The organism is Streptococcus mitis (assembly GCF_009496285.1).
Lineage (GTDB): Bacteria > Bacillota > Bacilli > Lactobacillales > Streptococcaceae > Streptococcus > Streptococcus mitis_BP.
Window position 1 is genome coordinate 22,938 of the sequence record NZ_WIJK01000015.1, and the last position, 20,961, is coordinate 43,898.

The following is a 20,961-nucleotide window of genomic DNA, read 5'->3' on the forward strand; positions in this document are numbered from 1 at the left end:
TTCCTACAACAATAAATCTTTCACTTTCCCAATTTCACTTTTTGGAATAACTAGGTGAATCATATCACCGAGGTACATTCTGGTTGAACCGTTAACGGTTTGGCTCTTGCCATTATGGACTTGAGTTGTGATGAGGATATTATGTGGTAAGTTGAGTTCATGTACTTGTTTCCCTGCTATTTTATCTGAAACTGGAATTTCAATGAGGGTAACTTCTCCATCATCAGTTACTGATTCAGGTAGCATTTTCTCCAGCATGGCTTCATAGACAGGCGCCCCTTTGAGCAGATCCATAACAATATAGGCAACTAGGGTTACCATCCCTAAAGGCATTAGATTGCGGATGTCACCAACCATTTCCGTCACAAGAATCATAGCTGTCAAAGGTGCTTTTGAGATGGCCCCAAAATACCCGCTCATTCCAAGAATCACAAAGATAGGGAATTGCTGCTGTGTAACGAGGCCTAGATTGACACAAATAACGCCTACTAGAGCACCAAGTAAGGAGCCTAAAGCTAAAATTGGCAAGAAAATACCACCTGGCAGTCCACTTCCGTAACTAATCATGCTCCAGATAAAGCGAATGATGAAGTAAAGTAAAAGAATTTGGAAACTATAATCTTGTTCTGTTAAGGATAAGACAACCTGATTGCCCCCACCAAGTATTTGAGGTAGGAAGATTCCTATTGGAATGATAAGAAGAAAGGCTAGAATAGGATAATTGGCCTTATCCAGATGAACCTTTTGACCAATCCAATCATATACTTTTCCAACGTTAAGAACGGCTTTTTCATAGAGAAAACCTGAGAGTCCTAGAAAAATTCCCATCACCAGATAAATCCAATATTGGCTCAAGTTCATGAGAGGGATATTGTCCGGCATATCAAGTACAGGTGTTAAGCCAAAGATGAGAAGAGAAACGAAGTTTGCTACCAGACTGGCTGCCAAGGTAGAAACCCAGAAAAATCTTGAAAAATGGTGATAGACTTCTTCTACTACAAATAATAACCCTGCAATCGGCGCATTAAAGGCAGCAGCAAGTCCAGCAGCAGCTCCACTCGCGATTAAAGAACGTTCTTCGACAGGGCTAGACTTGAGCCACTTAGCAATTCCTTTACCTCCAACAGCACCTAGTTGAATACTTGGACCTTCACGCCCTAACATGAGTCCACTTGCAATTGCGAGAATACCAAGAACATATTTCTTCCATAGCACACTCCACCAGTTGAGAGACATGAGACCTTTTAACTCTGCCTCAACTTGAGGAATACCAGAACCTTTGATATCTTTTTCCGAGCGTGTTAATTTGGCGCTAAGCCAGCAAATAACAAGATAAAGCAGGGAGATAATCAACAGGTTACGTACAAGATTATCTTGATCATGATAAAGCCCTTGGATGACATGAAATCCTTTTTCAATAGAAAACCGAAAAGACCCAACAATAAGGCCTACGACTAATCCAACGATAATTCCACGTCCTACTTGAGATAGAATTGTACTAGATGCAAAGGCAAATTCTTTCTTGGAACTAAGTGTTTCCGACTGTTCCTCCATAATTTTCTCCTTTAATTATCTTTTTCAGCTTCTGAAACGATCGTTTTAATCGGTTCAAAGCTTGTGCGATGAATGGGTGTAACACCGTGCTTTTCTAATCCTTCTAAATGTTTAGCCGTTCCATAACCAGCATTTTGAGAAAAATCATAACCTGGAAATTCCTGATCATATTTTGCCATGATTTTATCTCTGGTAACCTTAGCAATGATGGATGCAGCTGCAATGGATAGGGAATTGGCATCTCCTTTGATGATGGATGTCTGAGAAATCGGCAAATCCAACTTCATAGCATCAATCAAAAGGTGCTCTGGTTGAGGGTCAAGCTGAGAAATAGCTTCTTTCATGGCTAGTTTAGTTGCTTCATAGATATTGACTTGATCAATGACTTGATTGTCCATAATTCCAATACCAATTGCTAGAGCATTGTCCTTAACAGCTTGAAAAATCTCCTCATGTTTTTTCTTAGGGATCTTTTTACTGTCATTTAAGCCTTTAATCTTACAATTTTTGGGCAGAATGACTGCTGCAGCAACAACAGGACCAGCTAAAGGCCCACGTCCAACTTCATCTACACCTGCAATTAAGCTAGTACCTTGAGCGTAAAGCTCTTTTTCATAAGATAACATGCCTTCTAAGCGGAGATTTTCATCAATTTCAGCTTGAATAGATTTCTTACGTTTTTCAATTTCTTTTTGAACACCTGAACGAGAATCTTTTTCAAATTCCTTAAACAGAGGACTTTCAAGTTCAGTTATCTTTGCTAATTCTTCTTTTATTTCTTTAATCGTTGCCATTGAGGTCTTCCAATGTATCTAATGTATAGTTACCTAGTTTTCCATCACGAACTTCCTTGACGAAAAGGTTGTAAAAGCGATCATAATCATCACGGAAACCAAGGATACGAGTCATGTCCATGATAATTTCAGGAGCTTCGTCGTCCAGATTCATCTGTTTAAAACGTTCTTGAAGTTTTTCAGGATAATGCGATTTAAAGTAATTAAGACCGAAAATCGTTACTTCATCCATTGGAAGCAACTGATCCTTGATCGCTCCTGTAAGAGCAAGTTTAAGAGCAACAGTTTCATCTTCAAATTTTGGCCAAAGAATACCTGGAGTATCCAAGATTTCCAAATCCTTATTTGTTTTGAGCCATTGTTGGCCTTTTGTCACACCTGGCTTGTTACCAACTACAGCAATTTTCTTACCAGCCAAACGGTTCATCAGCGTTGATTTACCAGCGTTTGGAATACCGATTATCATGGTACGTAAGGTTTCAATTTGAATCCCACGTTCCTTTTGACGAGCTATCTTATCTGCCATGAGTTTCTTAGCAGCATCCGTTACAACTTTTACTGTAATTTGCTCTTTAGAATTGATTGCCAGTGTTTGAATGCCTTGTGATTCAAAGTATTGACGCCACTCTTTTGTTAATGTTGGGTCTGCTAGGTCTGCCTTGTTCAAAATCAGAAGTCTTGGTTTATCTCCTACAATTTTAGTCAGCATTGGATTTTGACTAGACAAGGGCAAGCGGGCATCCACCAAAATCGTCACAAAATCAACAAATTTTAAATTTTCCTGAACCTGTCTTCTTGCCTTGGACATGTGGCCAGGAAACCATTGAATAGTTGCCATTCTGTAAAATTCCTTTCTTTTATTGGATTTGTATCTATTTTTTCATATTTAAAAATTAAATAGATATCCTTTTTCTAAAAATAAATCACTATCTTTTATTATAACATGATTTCTCATATTTGACGCTTGATTCAATGCCGATTGTAAAATGTTTTCTAAGTCAATCAGTCACAAATTAAATTCCTCATTGTCTAAAACAATTGAAAAATAATAGTGTTCACCATGATCTTTAACATAGTTGCTGATATATTTTTCTGTTTGAATAATGGATTTACTGCTATCAATGGTTGGATCTTGTTTCTCGTAATACCAATGATCATAAGTATGTGTCAATTGAGCATTTTTGTAGCAAAACACATCTCCACCTAGTATAATTTGATTATTGGCTTGGAGATTATCAAGTAAGTCTGGGATTACTGAATAATCATAAGCGTATGCATCAATCCCTAAGTCACGTAAATCAATTCCTCTTTTATTTATATTCTCAATATTCTGTTTCATAAAGTTAATTCCTCAAGTTTCTCTTGATAAGCAAAATCGATAACCACCATACAGTCGTTATCGATTTTAATGATTTTTAATCTTTTTCACCTAGCTGACTGTTGATTCTCATCATGATACTTGCAATTTTTTCTCCCCAGTATGGATCCGATGCATAAAGAACATTCATCCCTGATGCTTTATTTCCTAGGTATGTTCTGCCATTATCAATGTAATTTTCGCGAATCCACTTAGCCGCAGCTAAGATACCCTTATCAACATCGTCAAAGCTTTTTGCTGAATCATATGGTGTTGTATCATAAGCAGCGATACCAAAGAAGTTATTTTTATCCTTAGCAATTTGGCTACGTCCCCATGAACTTTCAAGGGCACTATGGGCGATTAGATAGAGAGCGTTGATCTGATAGCGTTCTTCAGCTTCTTTAAAGATTGCACCCTTACCTGCCAGACGACTGCCCTTGATATTCATAAGAGAATAGACTTTATCTAATTCTTCAGCCGTATAATTGCTTGGTTTTCTTAAATCTCTAAATAAGAAAGGATTTTCAACTGTAAAGTTTTTAAAGTTAATACCATCAGCTGAATAATACTTTTTACCAATGGTCATTGATGAGCTATGAGGTGCTACACGAATACTAGCATAAGGTGATAACTCATGGTAGAGATATTTACCATCCGTAGTATAGTGAGGAATGAAGTCACTTGCAGAACTAACTGCTACAAGATCAGTCTTGTTCATATATCCTGAAAGTCCTGATATTTTGACTGGAAGTCGACCACCTTGAACTCCAGCTCCCGTAACTGAAACAATGCTACCTTGTGAGATATAGCTGAGCCTATCACCAGAAGCACTGTAGACATAAGCTGTAATTGGAACTACCTTATAATAGGATGATGGATCAGAAATCCATTTTCCATTGCTTTGGAATGAATAGTCTTTACCTCTGATTTTGAAAGTCCCAGTTACATAAACCCCATCTTCTTTGAGGTAATACCAAGCGTCATAGTCCTTATCAAAAATCCATTCATTCTTAGCCATATAGCCACCAGATTTTAGATAGTAAGCACTCTGCCATTGATTTTCAGCATAGGCGCCGTTCGACTTGAGGTAGAACCAGCTATTATATTTCTTATCAAAGATCCATTCACTCTCAGCCATGGCTCCACTATCTTTTAGATAGTATTTCGATTTCCATTGGCTACTTAGCATGTCACCATCTTTATTAAAATAGTACCATGTACCGTTGATTTTTTCCCACTTGTCGCGAATAATTTTTCCTGATTCTGTAGCATAATACCACTTATCCTCAAGTTTTAACCAGGAATTTTCCGCCATAGCACCACTACTTTTGAGAAGATAATCATTATAAATAGTATTGTTTAACATTGTGCCAGATTCATCAAATCGATACCAAACACCGGCTATCTTTTTCCAATTATTACGAGTAACTTTCCCATCTTCATTGGCATAGTACCATTTATCAGCAATTTTTACCCAAGAATTTTCTGCCATAGCACCACTAGTCTTGAGAAGATAATCATTATAAATAGTATTGCTTAACATTGTGCCAGATTCATCAAATCGATACCAAACTCCAGCTATCTTTTTCCAATTATTACGAGTAACTTTCCCATCTTCATTGGCATAGTACCATTTATCAGCAATTTTTACCCAAGAAGATTCTGCCATAGCACCACTACTATTCAATAGGTAATCATTAAAGATAATATTACTAAGCATGATGCCATCTTGATTGAAATAGTACCAGACTCCTGCTATTTTTTTCCAATTTGAAACAGGCTGATTATTTTCATAATAACGCCATTGGTTATTTTCTTTTTGCCAACCTTCTTTGTTAACTACCTCTACTATTGCTTCTTTTGAAGATTGTTCCTGGGTATCAGGAGTTTTAGAGGTTGCTTTTTCAGCTTCGCTTTGTTTTTTCTTCTCATTGCTTACTGTATTCGAAGAAGCTCTTTCTGATGATTGAATATTATTGGTAGCTTGAGAATCCTCGGCATAGACGGTTGTTTTTGCAAAACCTGCCATAGAGAGGGCAACCGTACTTGCCAGCAATATTTTTTTCATTCTTTTCTCCTAACAAATATCTAGATATTGTATTTGATGCTTCTATATATTGTGTAAAAAACAGTATTTATCCACTATATTATACAATATTCTGTTAAATATAAAAGTAGTATCTTTCAGAAGAAAAGAACTTGTAATATTTCTACAATATTTGAGAAATAAAAGTCAATAAAAAGTAGTCGAACATCAGCTGAACGACTACTTTTTTATAACATTATACCTGACTATAGACTTCTTTGCGATTTGTTTTTGTTGCTTTAGCAGAATTATTCCAAAGGTTTGGATTGATGAAAATAGTGAAGATCGCTAGTATTCCAAACCCAATCCCAACATACCAGTAGGGTGCATCCAAGGTTGTTGAGCGTCCTGAAAGGTTGACAATACCACGGAAAAGTGTACCCGCTGTAATAATCGCTACTGCCGAATTCCATAGATTTAGACTAATACGAGAGAAATGAGGGAGAACCTTGAGAAAGATTGCTAGTAGAATCCCCCCTACAAGAGGTGCAGTAAATAGATAGTGCATATGAACAGAAGTTTCTCCAAAGCTGAATGCTTCGTAAATTCTAGAAAATGCAAAGAAGAAAATAGTGATTAGTGTGTAAGAAATGACTGTTTTCTTAAAACGTTTTTTGCCAAGATTAGTAACCGATGTAGACAATATCACTCACCGCCCTTTCTGAAATTTTGTTTCCTCCAGTCGTTGGTTTATTGATAACCTGACCGTTGAAGTAAAGTGTAGATGATCCACCACCATCAAGGTTGTAGGCTGTTTTTGCTCCATAAGATTTCATGACCTCAGCAAGCTGATAAAGAGAGAGACCTTCACTTTCAGAGGTACGTCCATCTGAAACCACGATGATATAGTGGTTTTCATCGATAATACCAATAGCTGTACGAGGATTTGAAGCCATTGCTTGTCCTACTTCTGTATTGGTATCAACTGCAATTTCACCATTTTCGACCAAGGCTGGTCCAAAAGCCAAGAGATTGACAACACCGTCATTTACTAGTTGCTCAGCTGAGATTTGATCTTCGTAAATGACCTTGAAAGAGCCGTCTTTATAAATAGCTAAGTCCCCATTACTAGAATCTTCACGAACAGTATCACGATAAACAACTCCATTACGGATAACATAGCCTGTAGAGTTTGCTCCATAGTAGTCCCCATTTACCGCTAAAATGGCATTGTTGTCAGCTGCGGTAACAGAGGTTTTTGCAGTTACGTTAGTTCTGTAGGCATTTTGAGCAAAGGCAGTTTTCAGATAATCCGATGAGCTCAGAGTAATATCAGCAACGTAGACTTGGGTATTATTGACTGTCGTTTCAGACAAATTAACAGAAATATTGTCATCTTTATATCTAGAGTCAGTGACAGTAGCCGTTTTAGCAGCTTGACTTGCTGCTGCAGCATTGGAACTTGTGCTCGTTGTGGCAACTGTCGAGATAGTTTCAGCAAGGACAAAGGTCTTTAGCATTGAGTAACTAAAGGATCCTGTCAAGAGTAGACCAAGAACTGAGGCGTAAGCATAGCGTTTCTTTAAAAATTTCATAATACAGTTGATGTCCTTTCCTTAAAGATGAATTTCTTCTGCACTGTCCAAGAGACAGTGAAGAGAAGAATGCCGACGATAACTTTAGCAATCAGAAGGTTGATACCAAAGACTGTAAAGAAGAGACGAATCAGTAGCGTGTCTAAGACAAAGAGTCCAACTGCTAGACCAAAGTATCCCATCCCTGTTTTCACAAGGCTATCGTCATTTTTAAAGACTAGTTTCTTATTTGTAGAATAGTTGAAAATAGAGCTAGTCACACGAGCAACTCCGTTTGCTAGAAAGATTCGTAGACTCGTCGGAACTGTCGGCAAAATCAAGATTGCTAGGGCGTAAACGACATAGTCTACAACAAAGCTACTAAGAGATGATAAGGCAAATTTAAAGATATTTTTATAAATCATGAGCCCGTCTTGGATTGGACGGAAGTGTGAAGCCTCATTATCGTTGATATAGACAGTTTCAATAGGCACTTCTAGAATCTCGTATTCTTTTGTTGCTTCGAGCAACATATTCATTTCATATTCATAACGTTGAGCTTCAATCTTAAGCATAAACGGTATCAAGTTTGTCGTAAATGCACGAAGTCCAGTTTGCGTATCTGTTACTCCTACTCCTGTTTGAAGCTTAAAGAGAGCTTTAGTTAAGCTGTTACCAAAACGGCTACGAAGGGGAACTTTTCCAGAAAAGGCACGTACACCCAAGATTAGCTTGTTTGGATTTTCGGAAGCTTTATTAGCCGTGCGGAAAATATCCCATACCTTGTGCTGTCCATCCGCATCTGCTGTGACAACCGTACCATAAATGTTTTGTTCTTGAATATAAGTAAAGGCTGTTTTTAGAGCCTGCCCTTTACCTTGGTTCACTTGGTGACGAATGACAGTAGCAAATTGTTTTGCTTTATCAAAGATTTTTTGGCACTCTGATGAACTGCCGTCGTCTATGACTAAGATATGAAAATCACTCTTTTCGTGAATTTTTTCAATGAGTTTGATAAGTTTATTATCTGGTTGATAAGCTGGAATGACTATGTAGTTCATATCGATACCTCTTTCTTTGATGATGGTATAACTATACAGAACATCGCTTAAAGATACCTTATATCAGTTTTCTTTAAGAAAAAGTTTAAAAAACTTTAAGCTTTAAAAAGGACTTATCACTTAATAAGAAATTTAGTTTGAATTTTCAGATAAAAATAAATATACAAAAATCCTCAAATAGCAACTGTATTTGAGGATGTATCTTATCATACAATGAGAGTACTTAGTCTATTTTCTCTCTTAATCTTTCAACAAAGAGATAGGCTGCGGGGCAGGTTAGAGTATTTTTAATAGTAAGATTATTGATTTGGTAAATCTTCTTACGGTCAGTATGTGGAAATTCACGACAGGCTTTGGGACGGACGTCGTAGATGGAACAGAGATTATCGCCACCTAAAAATGGACAGGGCATAGATTTGAAAACCTTATCTCCATCCTCGTCTACCTGCAAAAACTCAGCTTCAAAGGCTGGCAATTTCATTTTAAAATACTTGGCAATACGTGTGATATCTGCTTCTTTAAAGTCTGGACCAAGACTCTTGCAGCAGTTAGCGCAGGCTGTACAATCAATTTCATTAAAAACTTCTTGATGGATTTCAAGCGCAATTTTATCTAAATTTTTAGGAGCTTTCTTCTTTAGATTTCCTAAAAACTTACGATGCTCTTTTTGTTTTTGCAAGGCTAGTTGGTGATAATATTCGATATCGATTTCTTTTGACATAGTTTCTTTCTAATTTTTAATGTTGATACAAACATTTTGTTTTATACATAAATAAAATTATGTCAAATGATTTAGAGACATAATTTTAACAATAATGAGTCTCTCCATGCAGGACGAAAACTACCGCTATACTATCATTCTTTCTAAAAAAGGTTTGATGCAGTTGGTTAAAATGCCTTCTATCCAAGATTTTTGTGCGGACGATAGATTCTCCGCATCTAAACATTCCTTTAGAAAATCACGTACCTGATCAGGTGCTATTTCAAATTCAAAAGCCTTCATTTTGTAGAAAAAGTCAAACAAAGTGTTAGAGAGATAGTCAGTTGAAAATGGAATTTCTCCGGTTTTTCGATGCATGATTAGAAGTCGGGAAAAGCGAGCTTTTTCTTCGGGTATATCCTTAAAATACGAGTTAAGCAACCAGACTTGCTTTTGTTTTCTTTCAAGAGGATCTTGACTAGCAATGCGTTGATCCTTTTCGAGTTCTCTTTGGTACTGTTTTGATTTGATAGAACGTTCTGTCCGATTTTTACCAAAGAGAATTTTTTCCCACTGGCGCTCCTCTAGTGTCAGTGTTTCGCTCAATCCAAAGTAATCCTGATAGGCACGTTCAGCTGGTCCCATTGCTAGAACCAGATTATCCGCGTATTGTTTAGCAATCTTGTCTCGCTTCTTTCGCTCCTTTTCAGCCTTGATGCGAAGTTCCTGCTCATAGTCAATTTTTTCTTTTCCTAGTTTAACAAGATAGAGTTGATCGTCAGATTTTCCAAGTAGAAAGGGTTTGATAAATTTTTCAAGGACTTCTTCCATACGAGCTTTCTTCAAAGGCTCTGCCCTACTCCAACTTCCACCTTGAAAAACTTCCAAAAAGAGTTGATAATCTTTTTCTGGTGAAAATTGATTACCTCGATTTGACTTAAAAGCTCCCTTTTCCCATAGCCAGTTGATTAGTCGCTCATCAAAATCCGTTTTATTAACTCGAATGACTTCTTTTTTCTGGGCCTTTCTGGTTAGATTTTCAAGCTTTCTGAGAAGTTTTTCTTCCTCTTCTAGCTGTTGATCTAGGCTAATTCTTTGGAAATGACGCACACAGTCACTCCCAATGGGAAAAAGTCGTTTGCCAGTAACTCCGTTAAAAAGTTCATAAGCATACTTAATAGCATTACCGCAGACACAATTGCTTCGACCGATTCCATTAAAAATCAAGGAAACTTCACTCCACTCTTTGGTAGCTTGTTCCCAAGTATCGGCTTTAGAGGCCTCTAAAACTGCATCATATAAGTTTTTTCTAACAGGAATGGACATGATGTCTCCTTTCTTTTTAAAGTTTAACGACTTCTACTTGGTCTTTACCAAGTAGAATCAAATATTTTTCAACTGTTTCTATCTGATATGAACGAGATAGAGCCTCTGCATAGAGGTTTAATTGTCCTCGATAGCATTCAACAAGCTGACTAACATGCTCATAACGGTCTGTCTTGTAGTCAAAGAGAGCAATTTTATCATCGTAGAGGAGATAACCATCTAAGATTCCACGGACAACAAAGTTTTCTTGGCTCTTCTCGTCTCTTTTTAACATTGAGAAAGGTTGTTCTCGATAGAGTTTATCTTGATTTGCAAGAATCTCTTGACCGAGAGCTGTATCAAAGAAGGATAAAATTTTTCCTAGATTGATTTTGGATTTGACAGCTGAACTTACTTGAACTTGCTCTAAAGCCTCTGTTAAAGTCTCTAAAGTTGGTTTCTTAGCTAGATTAATTCTCTGCATGAGTTCATGGGTAGCACTACCAATCTCAGCACCAGCAACTTTCTTAGTTTTAGAGAAATCAGGAAGGTTGAATTGAACAGTGCTTTCTTTTAGTTGACTTTGACCAGCTACTACTACACCTTCCATATCCATGACAGGTTCATAGAATTTTTTAAGCTGACTAGGGGTTTGTACACTTGGAAGATTGATTGCTGCACGGTGGACTTGATTATACACTTCCACTTCTTTTAGCATTTCCAACGCATCTTTGATGGTTTCTGACTGGCGATTATCTGCTTGGGATTGGTCTTGGAGCTGGCTTTTATTTTCCAATTCTCCGATAGCTTCTTTGGTTAGGCCTTCTTCACCTTCAAAGCGCACAGTGAAATGCAAATCCTCCTTAGAAAATGCTTGATAAATGGCCCAAATCCAATCTTGGAAATTAGTAGCGTCTAGTCTAGTTTCTCGAGTCAAAAGACCTTGCCCATTTGTCGTATATTCTTTAGATTCTAACTTTTCACGAGAACCTTTTCCAACTAAATATAATTTTTTCTCAGCTCGCGTCATAGCCACATAAAGCAAACGCATTAGTTCAGAATAACTTGCTAACTGAAGTTCTTCTTCGTTTTGCGTATAGGTCAAGCTAGGGATAGATAATTTAATAGTAGATGGAACGTATTCCTCTTTGGCATCTGTAGCAACTCTAGCAACATACTTGAGACCAAGGCCATTTCTTCGACTTAGGATGACCTCAGACATAGAATCTTGCTTGTTAAATTGCTGATCAATATTAAGGATAAAGACATAAGGAAACTCTAGGCCCTTACTTTTATGAATACTCATAAGTTCTACAGCATCCTTAGGTGGTGCCACAGCGACATTGGCAAGATCATGCTGGGCTTCCAAGACTTGATCAATCATAGTTATGAAACGTGATAAGCCTTTAAAATTACTCTTTTCAAACTGGTCAGCTCGTAGTGCTAGGACATATAGGTTAGCCTGTCTAGCCTGACCATTTGGTAAAGCACCAACATAATCATAGTAAAAGCGGTCGCTATAAATTTTCCAGATAAGATCATAAAGTGAATGTGTTTTGGAATACAAACGCCAATCTTGAACGGTTTCCATGAAAAAGCCTAGCTTCTTTTGTAATTCAGCTTTGATTAAATCCTTTTGAAGACCAATTTTCTCCTGAGCATTGACTAGTTTTTCATAAAAGTTCTCTTGAACCTTATCCTCAGAATTTTGAAGAGCTAGACGAGCCAATTCATCTTCATCAAAGCTAAACATAGGAGACTTCATGAGAGCTACTAAAGCAAAGTCTTGCAGAGGATTATGGATAACATGGAGAGTATCCAACATAACCTGCACTTCCAAAGATTGTAGATAGTTGTTTTGGGCGCCATCTGTCTTGACTGGAATACCATACTCAGACAAGGCAAGTAGGACTTGGTCATTGCGACTTCTGCTGGCAGTTAAGAGAGCCATGTCCTTGAAAGGTACACCCTTATCATTATGAAGGTGAATTATCTCCTTAAGCACCATGCGCATTTCACCAGTTAATTTGTTGGTTGCAAGTTCCTCCTCATCATCAGAATCGCTATCATCCTTATCATATAAGAGAACTTCTGCCTTGTTTTCAGGATTTACTTGAATATCAGTATTTCCAAAAACAAGTTGATGCATACCATCGTATGAAATTTCCCCAACTTCCTCGTCCATAAGATGCTTAAAGACATCATTTGTAGCATCTAGAACTTCTGAACTACTACGGAAATTTTCCTTAAGCAGAATTAACTGACCTTCTTTGCCATCTTGAGCAAATCTATGAAATTTTTCGTTAAAGATTTGGGGATCTGCCTGTCTAAAACGATAAATAGACTGCTTAATATCTCCTACCATAAAACGATTATGACCGTTTGAGAGGAGTTCCAGCATTCTCTCCTGGATGTGGTTGGTATCCTGATATTCATCGACCATAACTTCGTGGAAGCGTTCCTGATACTCTTGACGCACCTGTGGGAAGGTTTCTAAAATTTCAATGGTATAGTGGCTAATATCCGCAAATTCAAAGGCATTTTCTTCGCGCTTCCGTTGTCGATAGGCATCAACAAAATCCCTCATGAATACTTGGAAAGTCTTTGCCAAGTCCCAGGAATCTTGATGATAATCTTCTTGGAATTTTAGTAAAGTGATTTGATCATTGAGTGCAATCAACTTTTCAATTTTTGCTTTTCTCTCTTGGTTGTAAGTTTCTTTCAAGTCTTGCAGTTCGGCCTTACGACTAGCATTTGTAAGAGCACGACCTCCCTTATCCTTAGAGATACTAACAACTCGGTCTAAAACTTCTTGATATTGATTAAAAGTTGATTCGTTGGTTAAAGCTCCGATTTCATCTAAAACTTGTTGGACAGATTCTAAATAAGCTGCTTTGCCAAATTCCTTGGCATCATTATCCAAATGATAACGGAAAAAGCTTTCTAAATCCCAAAGTCTTTCTTTTATATCCTCTGCAAGGGTTTCTTTAGCAACCGTAAAATCAGCCTTTTCAAAACCTTTTAGGAAAGATTCCTGTAGCCAAGCCTGAGGATTACTAGTGGATTGCAAAAAGTCATAAATCATATAGACCTGTTTACGCAGTCCACGCGCGTCTTTGCTTCTACCTGCAAAGTTCTTCACCAACTGACTAAATCGTTCCTGTTCTTTGCCTTGGTAGTGACTTTCAAAAATTTGACGAAAGACCTCATTTTTTAAGAGAAGCTGCTCACTTTCATTTTGAAGGATACGAAAGTTTGGAGCGAGGTCAAGGAGATAACCATGCTTGGTCAGGAATTTTTGCGTAAAAGAGTCCATGGTACCAATCGCAGCATTGGGTAAATCAGCTAATTGTCTACCGAGGTGTTTTTTTAGTTCCAAATCTTGTGTCTCTTGGATTTGTTGGCTGATTTTCTTTTCCAAGCGTTCTTTTAACTCGGTTGCTGCCTTTACCGTAAAGGTTGAGATAAAGAGTTGGCGAATTTCTACACCACGCGCTAGTTGATCAAGAATTCGTTCAGCCATGACAAAGGTTTTTCCTGAGCCAGCTGATGCTGAGACCAGAATGTTTTGACTGGAACTGTAGATAGCTTGAATTTGTTCAGCAGTTTTCTTTGGTTTCTTGTCAGAATTAGCTTCTTCTATTTGCAACTTTTCAATCTCTTCTTGGGATAAAAATTTCATCGCTCCAACTCCTCTCTAATTTTATTAAACCATGTTTCCTTATCATTACTTTTAGCAACCTTATCTAACAATCTTGCCTGACCTAAATGATAATTGGCTTCGAAACCTGTAATAGCTTGATATTGTTGAACATAGGGTGCAATGCTTCTACCGTTTTCTGTATAAGGGTTGATCGCAAATTCACCAGATAAAATCTTCTCTGCCGCTTTTTTGTAGAGAAGGGCATTATAGTCTAACAATAACTGGAATTCCTCATCTGACAACTGATAAGTCTTATTTTTATTGTAGAACTCTCCAAGGTGTTGCATCTCTTTTTCAAGAAAGAGGCCTTGGTATTTCATAGTCTTATTCGTTTCTGCTACTGCCTTAGAAAGAGTTTTAGCAGTTTGTAATGACTGAATTGGTTCAGCCATTTCTAGGTACATAGCTCCAAAGAAGTCTCTATTCCCTTCTTGCTTGAGGGCAGCTAGATAGGTTGGTAATTGCGAGTTAAGACCATTATAAAACATAGGGAACTTGAACTGAGTCAAAGAAGACTTATAATCTACAACACCGATAGCTCCATCTGATTTTAGACGGTCAATTCGGTCAACCTTACCACGAACATAGAGATTTCGACCATTACCTAGCTGAATAAAGGCTTGTTCCTTGCCACCAAAGACTGCCTCTTCCTGAATCGTTTCAACATCCGCATTATGTCGAAGAATATGTCCAGTAGCGCGTGCGACATCCAAGAGGACTTCCTTAGTAAATTGAGCCTCCAAACTCTCCTGATAAATAGCTTGAAACTCACGTTCTTGACTGGTTTCAGAGATAGCTTGTTCTAAACGACGATCAAAGGATTCATCGCTCGGCATTTTCAATGCCCGCTCAAAGATACGATGCAAGAAATTCCCATGGCTTCGAGCATCAGGTTTCAGACGCAATTCTTCTTGCAAGCCTAATACATAACGAAGGTAATAACTATATTCATTACGGTAAAACTCCGTTAGTCCAGAAGTAGATAGATAGAAATCTTGATCTTCAGGATACAAGGCTTTCAAAGTTTCAGAATCTAAAGTCTTGCTCTTTGGACTTGTTGGTAAAACTGGATTTTCCAAACCTTTGCCTTCCAACTTTTTACCCATCACACGAGCCAAAACCTTGACAAAGGTTAAGTCTTGGTCGCTTGTCTCCATCTCACCTTGCTGATGATAGGCAACCAGACTAGACAAAAGACTGTGATAAGAACCAATGTCATCTTTCGATAGATTTTTTCGATCAATTCTCTTTTCAATCTTGCTAAAACCAAAGTCCTGCAATTCTTTCAGATAAACTGACTCTTTACTCTCATTTTCATTGAGTAAACTTGGTGCTGATAAGACTAATTGCTTCCTAGCAGAGTTGACCAAAGAAAGCATAGTATAGCGATTCTTCTTGAGGTTTTCTTGACTTGCAATCAGTAATTGAGAACCTTCTTGAGTCATTTGATTCAAGGATTCTCTTTCTTCATCGCTCAACAAACTGGTGTTCTGAGCAATTTTGGGCAAATGATCTTGAGTTAAACCAATTGCATAGATGTAATCAGCTGTCAAGGGTGCAATCAAATCATAACTCTGCACCAGGACAGTATCTACTGTTGCTGGAATTGTACGGTAATTTGACAAGCTCATACCTGAATGAAGAAGAGCTAAGAAATCATCCAAATTGACCTGAGAACCTTCAAATACAGTTGCAAATTGCTCCATTACGTGGCAAAATGCTTTCCAGACCTCCTCTTGTCTTTCTTGCTCTGCTACTTCCATCGTTGCAGATAAGGTTTGTAATTGCTTGGTCAAATAAGCATCTTTCAAAAAGTTGCTCCATCTTGCAAGAAGATTCTCAGCTTTTTGCTTACGACTAGATAATAAAGTTTCTAGTGGATTTAGAACACGAACACGAAGCTTATTTAATTTTTCTAAATCAAATTTCCCATGATGATTTTTTGTGAATTCTTGTTTAAAACTAGAAAGACCATCAATACCTAGATAACGAAGATATTGCTCAAAGCTATCGATTTCCTCTTGACTAAGGTCAGTATACAAGCCAGTGCGTAAGAGATTAATCAAATCTTCTTGACGGAAATTGTATCGTTTCAAACGTCCGATGGATTCTACAAATTGCGTTAATGGATGATGAGCCATAGACTCACTCTTACCTAGATAAAAAGGAATTTGATATTGATTAAAAATTGTCTGCAGAGACAGTTTATAAGACTCTACATCTCCGAGTAAGATACGAAAATTCTTATAGCTAAGTTCTGGCTCTTGGTGCAATTTCTGACGAATACTACGAGCAACTAACTCCAACTCTTCTTTTTGGGTCAGACAAGACCAGATTTGCAAGTCTTTTCTATCTTCGTCATTCACATCTAAACTAATTTCAGAATAATCATAAGCACTTTCCAGTAATTTTGAGGCCTTGGCAAAGGCATCAAGTTTCTCATGGTCTTGACAAGCATTTTCTGCCTTGGTCTGGTATTTAAAGGCTAAATGATGCAAAAACTCAACACTGGCTTGATAGAGGTTCCCTTCACTAAAAGGGCTAGTATAGGCTCTCTTAGACGCATATACACCAATGACAATCTCAACACCCTTACGATGGAGCAGATCAACCAGGTGTTCCTCTTCTGCAGAAAAACGAGTAAAACCATCAATGACTAAGGCAATCTGACTAAAATCACTGCTTACTTTATTTTCTTCGATAGCATTGATCAGATACGATAATTGACTTCCTTGCGAAACTTGACCTTGATTCAGATAAGCTGTTACTTTTTCAAAAATCAAGAGTAAATCAGAGCGTTTATCAGCGTCAGCCAGACTTTCCAAGTCCAAAAAACTCATCTTTGCAGTTGTCATTTCGTGATAAATCTCAATCAGTTGCTGGATGAATTGCGGATCTTGTTTAATAGCCCCGTAAACACGCAAATCCTTAGGATCAATCTCGGATAGACATTTATAGAAAGCCATACCAAGACCGATATCATCGAGACTTGACTTCGCGGGTATATCGTTTAAAACCAGATAACGAGCCATTTGAGCGAAGCGCGTGACTGTTATGGCAAAAGAAGCCTGCTGACTCAAGTACTCCAGCACGGCACGTTCCTTTTCAAAAGAAAGAGAGTTAGGAGCTATGTAAAAGACTCGTTTACCTTGGGCAACCAGTCCTTGAGCCTCCTTGGTTAGGATTTCTGTCAAAGAAGTCCGAATATCGGTATAAAGTAGTTTCATCTCTGCCTCGTCTGTTTTTTCATTACCTTTCATTATACCATTTTTTGACTGCTAATCCTATAAATAGAGAGTTATTAAACTACTGATAAAAAATAAAATACCGGAAATTTCCGGCATTGATTGATAAGCACTAGCTTCATGAAAATACGAGAATCCATAATTCCCAAAATGCTGTAATGTTAATCATGATATGGAGTAAAATGGGATAATAGAGAGAGTGAGTTTTTCGGTAGAGCAATGCTAAAATCGTTCCTCCACTTGCATAGGTGAAAAAGGCGAGTGGTGTTAAACCTGAACTGACATGCACATAGCCAAAGACACAAGCTGATAGTAAAACATCTCCATACCAAGGTGAATCTTTCAAAAATGTATTCATCAGAACTCCTCGATATACCAATTCTTCTGTAATTGGTCCTAGCAGGCAAACAATAAGTAAAAGATAAGGTAACTCTTGTCGCCCTGTCATCTCTGTCAATTCATTTAAAGCGATTTGATTGGACGTTGCTGGGGTTAAAAAGGACAATGCAATATCTAAAAGATAATTGACACCATAAGCAAGAAGCAAATAAACTGGATATCTCCATTTCCACTTCAACTCAAGAATTTTCTTACCTTCAAATACTAGTAAATATAGAATAGCTAGAAAAGTAACGCTAAACTCTAAAAAAGCAAGAATCTGAAAAAATTCTCGACTAGCGGCTACAAATCTAGCTGAAAAGTGATTAAAAATCCACCAAAACCATGTCTTTCTATAAATAATTACTAATAAAGCTAGTAAAATCTGTACTGTTCTTCTTTTCATGATAAACCCTCTGCTTTTTTATCCACTATCAGTATATGGCGAGTTTAGTATAGCATATATTTGCAAAAAAGCTTCTTCCAATCATGAATTGTAATTGAAACGTCCTAAATTGACATAGTAATCCTTATTTCATCCAAAATATGCTATAATATAGACAAAATACGTGAAAAGGAACTACTATGATTAAATTACTTGCTCTTGATATGGATGGAACTCTACTCAACGAAGCCAAGGAAATCCCTCAGGCTCATATTGATGCCATTCATAAGGCTATCGATAAAGGAGTGAAACTGGTTCTATGTACTGGTCGACCTCTCTTTGGAGTTCTTCCCTACTACAAGAAACTCGGTCTTGATTTGCAGAATGAATACGTTATTGTCAACAATGGTTGTTCTACCCACCAAACTAGTGATTGGGGACTGGTTGACTGGAGAGAACTTAGCAAATCAGACATTGAATACCTGAATGAACTTGCAGAAAATAGTGAAGTTCAGTTGACTCTCTTTGACGAGGAACACTACTTCGTTCTCGGAGGCGAACCAAATCCTATCGTTCAATATGATGCCTCACTTGTCTTTTCTGACCTGACTGAAATTTCACTAGAGGAAGCTACCAGTGGTAAATATCGCATGTTCCAGGGTATGTTCTTAGGTACAAAAGAACAAACAGATGATTTTGAACAACGATTTGCTGATGAACTTTGTCAGAGATTTAGCGGAGTTCGTTCACAACCAGTTATCTATGAAGCAATGCCACTCGGTACCACAAAAGCTTCTGCTCTTTCTCGTTTGGCAGAGATTTTGGATATCAAACCTTCTGAAATCATGGCCATGGGTGATGCCAATAACGATATTGAGATGTTAGAATTTGCAGGGCTTGGGATTGCCATGGGAAATGCTAGCGACTATGTCAAATCTCTCGCTGATGCCGTAACTGCTAGCAATGAAGAAGATGGTGTTGCACGCGCTATTGAGAAATATATTTTGTAGAAAATAAGCCCAGTCAACTAGCATTTCTAGCCAACTGGGCTTTTTATTTTTAGAAACTTAAAAACTTTAGAAACACTTTAGAAATGCTTGACGATTCTTTGATATCTATGCTTTATACTAGAGTTATAAAAATAAAACATCTTAAAGGTTAAAGGAGAAAACTATGAAAACAGTCCTCGAAATCCATGGCTTGTCCAAACAATTTGGCAAACAACCCATTTTACAAGATCTTAATCTCTCAGTAAAAGAAGGAGATATCTATGGGCTTATCGGAAAGAATGGTGCTGGTAAAACCACTCTGATTAAAATCATTACCCAATTATTATCTGCTGACCATGGAACCATTTCCCTCTTTTCCAGTCAAAGTTATAAGGAATGCACAAAAGCCCTATCTCGAGTAGGTTCAGTCATTGAATCTCCAGTAGCTCATAATCATTTAACGGCCTATCAAAATCTTAAATATTATTGTACTATTCGACATATCCCAAATGCTGACCAAGTTATTCAAGAAACGTTAAAGTATGTAGGGTTAACAGATACAGGTAGAAAAGTTTTTCGAGATTTCTCTCTTGGGATGAAACAACGTCTAGGCATTGCTATTGCTCTTCTATCAAAACCAGACTTTCTCATCCTTGATGAACCTATCAATGGACTTGATCCAATCGGTATCAAAGAGTTTCGTCAAATGATACAACGTCTGAATCAAGAACTAGGCATAACAATTCTCATCTCTAGTCATATCTTGTCAGAACTTTATCTAGTTGCAAATCGCTTTGGAATTCTTCACCAAGGGAAAATCATTAGAGAAATCAGTAAGGCCGAATTCGAAACACTGAATGAAGACTATATTGTTCTAAAAACAAGTGAAAAAGAAAAAGCTAGTCAAATCTTAAAAGACAAAGTGCATCTTGAATTTAAGGTCGTTAATTCAGATAATGAGATTCATATTTTTAGTCATGAACAAGATGTCAAACGAATTCTCAAAGAACTTACTCTAGCAGATGTTGACGTGGATGAGATTTACTATGCTCGTCAAAATCTTGAAGAATACTTCACACAATTAGTAAAATAGGAGGAAAACCATGATACATACAATTCAAGCAGACTTTTACCGTCTTTTCCGTTCCAAAGGATTTTGGATTACAGAGCTCGTTCTCTTTGCACTCATGTTAATGGGGGCTACTTTCGGAGCTACAGGACAGATCATATCCGTCAGTACAAGTACAAACGCAGAAACCGAACTGCCAAGCAAGGGATGGGATGGTATACAAGCCCTTATTAACACCTCTAGCAATAGCTCAAACCTAGTTTTCCTCTGTATTATCCTTGCTTGCTTAGTTCTAGGAGTTGATCTTATCGGAAAACTCTATAAAAACAGTTTGACAGTGGGTGTTTCTCGCACAGAATTCTTCCTAGCCAAGTCTGTAGTATTAGCAAGTATCGCTCTAATGCAAATTCTTGTTAGCCTAGTTATTGCTTTCGTACCAGCGACTATCCTAAACGGTCTTGGTACGATGCCAGAAGGATTTATTGGCAATCTCCTTCTAACAATTTCTCTTCAATTTCTCTGCATTCTAGCTTGGCTATCTATTATTTCCTTCATTCTCTATGTGACTCATTCTTATTTGGCTGTTTTCATTGGCTATTTAATCAGTTCTACCTTACTTTCAATGCCAATGCTTATCTTTCCAGATATCGAGATTTTGCGCTATTTATCCTTGAACTTTGCCTATGCCATGACTGCACATAGTCAGTCCATTCTATATACCATTATTGTTACAGTGACCATTATTCTATTCTTTAACATTAGTGGACTTGCTGTTTTCAAGAAGAAAAGCTTATAAAAAAGGCCTCCTCTGTTCAAAA

The 20,961-nt window shown here is 37.5% G+C and carries 16 protein-coding genes; 3 read left to right on the forward strand and 13 right to left on the reverse strand.

The window, feature by feature from the left end:
* Positions 1 to 3 precede the first annotated feature (3 nt).
* The 13 genes from GEZ89_RS06020 to GEZ89_RS06080 form a co-directional block, all read right to left on the reverse strand.
* On the reverse strand, positions 4 to 1,554 hold the full coding sequence (locus GEZ89_RS06020) for a ClC family H(+)/Cl(-) exchange transporter (protein ID WP_153225341.1): 1,551 nt from the start codon (positions 1,552 to 1,554) through the stop codon (positions 4 to 6).
* 11 nt (positions 1,555 to 1,565) lie between these two features.
* Entirely contained in the window at positions 1,566 to 2,348 is a 783-nt protein-coding gene (locus GEZ89_RS06025; protein ID WP_153225342.1) for a ribonuclease HII, read from the reverse strand.
* The gene (gene ylqF, locus GEZ89_RS06030; RefSeq protein ID WP_153225343.1) at positions 2,335 to 3,186 is read right to left on the reverse strand and encodes a ribosome biogenesis GTPase YlqF; all 852 of its coding nucleotides are present in this window, start codon (positions 3,184 to 3,186) and stop codon (positions 2,335 to 2,337) included. The genes GEZ89_RS06025 and ylqF overlap by 14 nt, the downstream gene beginning before the upstream one ends.
* A 168-nt stretch (positions 3,187 to 3,354) precedes the next feature.
* On the reverse strand, positions 3,355 to 3,687 hold the full coding sequence (imm40, locus tag GEZ89_RS06035) for an Imm40 family immunity protein (RefSeq protein WP_153225344.1): 333 nt from the start codon (positions 3,685 to 3,687) through the stop codon (positions 3,355 to 3,357).
* A gap of 76 nt (positions 3,688 to 3,763) precedes the next feature.
* A complete protein-coding gene (locus GEZ89_RS06040) occupies positions 3,764 to 5,776 on the reverse strand; it encodes a glucosaminidase domain-containing protein (RefSeq protein ID WP_153225345.1) in 2,013 nt (670 codons plus the stop codon).
* A 214-nt stretch (positions 5,777 to 5,990) separates the two neighbouring features.
* Entirely contained in the window at positions 5,991 to 6,437 is a 447-nt protein-coding gene (locus tag GEZ89_RS06045) for a hypothetical protein (RefSeq protein WP_153225346.1), read from the reverse strand.
* The gene (locus GEZ89_RS06050) at positions 6,418 to 7,329 is read right to left on the reverse strand and encodes a phosphodiester glycosidase family protein (RefSeq protein ID WP_153225347.1); all 912 of its coding nucleotides are present in this window, start codon (positions 7,327 to 7,329) and stop codon (positions 6,418 to 6,420) included. Before GEZ89_RS06050 ends, GEZ89_RS06045 begins: the two co-directional genes overlap by 20 nt.
* Positions 7,326 to 8,369, reverse strand: coding sequence for a bifunctional glycosyltransferase family 2/GtrA family protein (locus GEZ89_RS06055; protein WP_153225348.1), 1,044 nt, complete (start codon positions 8,367 to 8,369; stop codon positions 7,326 to 7,328). Before GEZ89_RS06055 ends, GEZ89_RS06050 begins: the two co-directional genes overlap by 4 nt.
* A gap of 223 nt (positions 8,370 to 8,592) precedes the next feature.
* Entirely contained in the window at positions 8,593 to 9,090 is a 498-nt protein-coding gene (locus tag GEZ89_RS06060; protein ID WP_000031465.1) for a YkgJ family cysteine cluster protein, read from the reverse strand.
* 126 nt (positions 9,091 to 9,216) lie between these two features.
* Positions 9,217 to 10,395, reverse strand: coding sequence for a hypothetical protein (locus GEZ89_RS06065; RefSeq protein WP_153225349.1), 1,179 nt, complete (start codon positions 10,393 to 10,395; stop codon positions 9,217 to 9,219).
* 16 nt (positions 10,396 to 10,411) lie between these two features.
* Positions 10,412 to 14,056 carry a helicase-exonuclease AddAB subunit AddA gene (gene addA / locus GEZ89_RS06070; protein WP_153225350.1) on the reverse strand — a complete coding sequence of 1,215 codons (3,645 nt, stop codon included), beginning with the start codon at positions 14,054 to 14,056 and terminating at the stop codon, positions 10,412 to 10,414.
* Positions 14,053 to 17,304 carry an ATP-dependent nuclease subunit B gene (rexB, locus tag GEZ89_RS06075; RefSeq protein ID WP_153225365.1) on the reverse strand — a complete coding sequence of 1,084 codons (3,252 nt, stop codon included), beginning with the start codon at positions 17,302 to 17,304 and terminating at the stop codon, positions 14,053 to 14,055. Before rexB ends, addA begins: the two co-directional genes overlap by 4 nt.
* A gap of 136 nt (positions 17,305 to 17,440) precedes the next feature.
* Positions 17,441 to 18,106 carry a CPBP family intramembrane glutamic endopeptidase gene (locus GEZ89_RS06080; RefSeq protein ID WP_153225351.1) on the reverse strand — a complete coding sequence of 222 codons (666 nt, stop codon included), beginning with the start codon at positions 18,104 to 18,106 and terminating at the stop codon, positions 17,441 to 17,443.
* A 179-nt stretch (positions 18,107 to 18,285) separates the two neighbouring features.
* On the opposite strand from GEZ89_RS06080, the gene GEZ89_RS06085 reads away from it, so the two are divergent.
* From GEZ89_RS06085 to GEZ89_RS06095, 3 genes are all read left to right on the forward strand, one after another.
* Positions 18,286 to 19,095, forward strand: coding sequence for a Cof-type HAD-IIB family hydrolase (locus GEZ89_RS06085; RefSeq protein ID WP_153225352.1), 810 nt, complete (start codon positions 18,286 to 18,288; stop codon positions 19,093 to 19,095).
* A 163-nt stretch (positions 19,096 to 19,258) separates the two neighbouring features.
* A complete protein-coding gene (locus GEZ89_RS06090; protein ID WP_153225353.1) occupies positions 19,259 to 20,167 on the forward strand; it encodes an ATP-binding cassette domain-containing protein in 909 nt (302 codons plus the stop codon).
* Between the two features lie 10 nt (positions 20,168 to 20,177).
* Entirely contained in the window at positions 20,178 to 20,939 is a 762-nt protein-coding gene (locus tag GEZ89_RS06095; RefSeq protein WP_153225354.1) for an ABC transporter permease, read from the forward strand.
* The last annotated feature ends 22 nt before the right edge of the window (positions 20,940 to 20,961 follow it).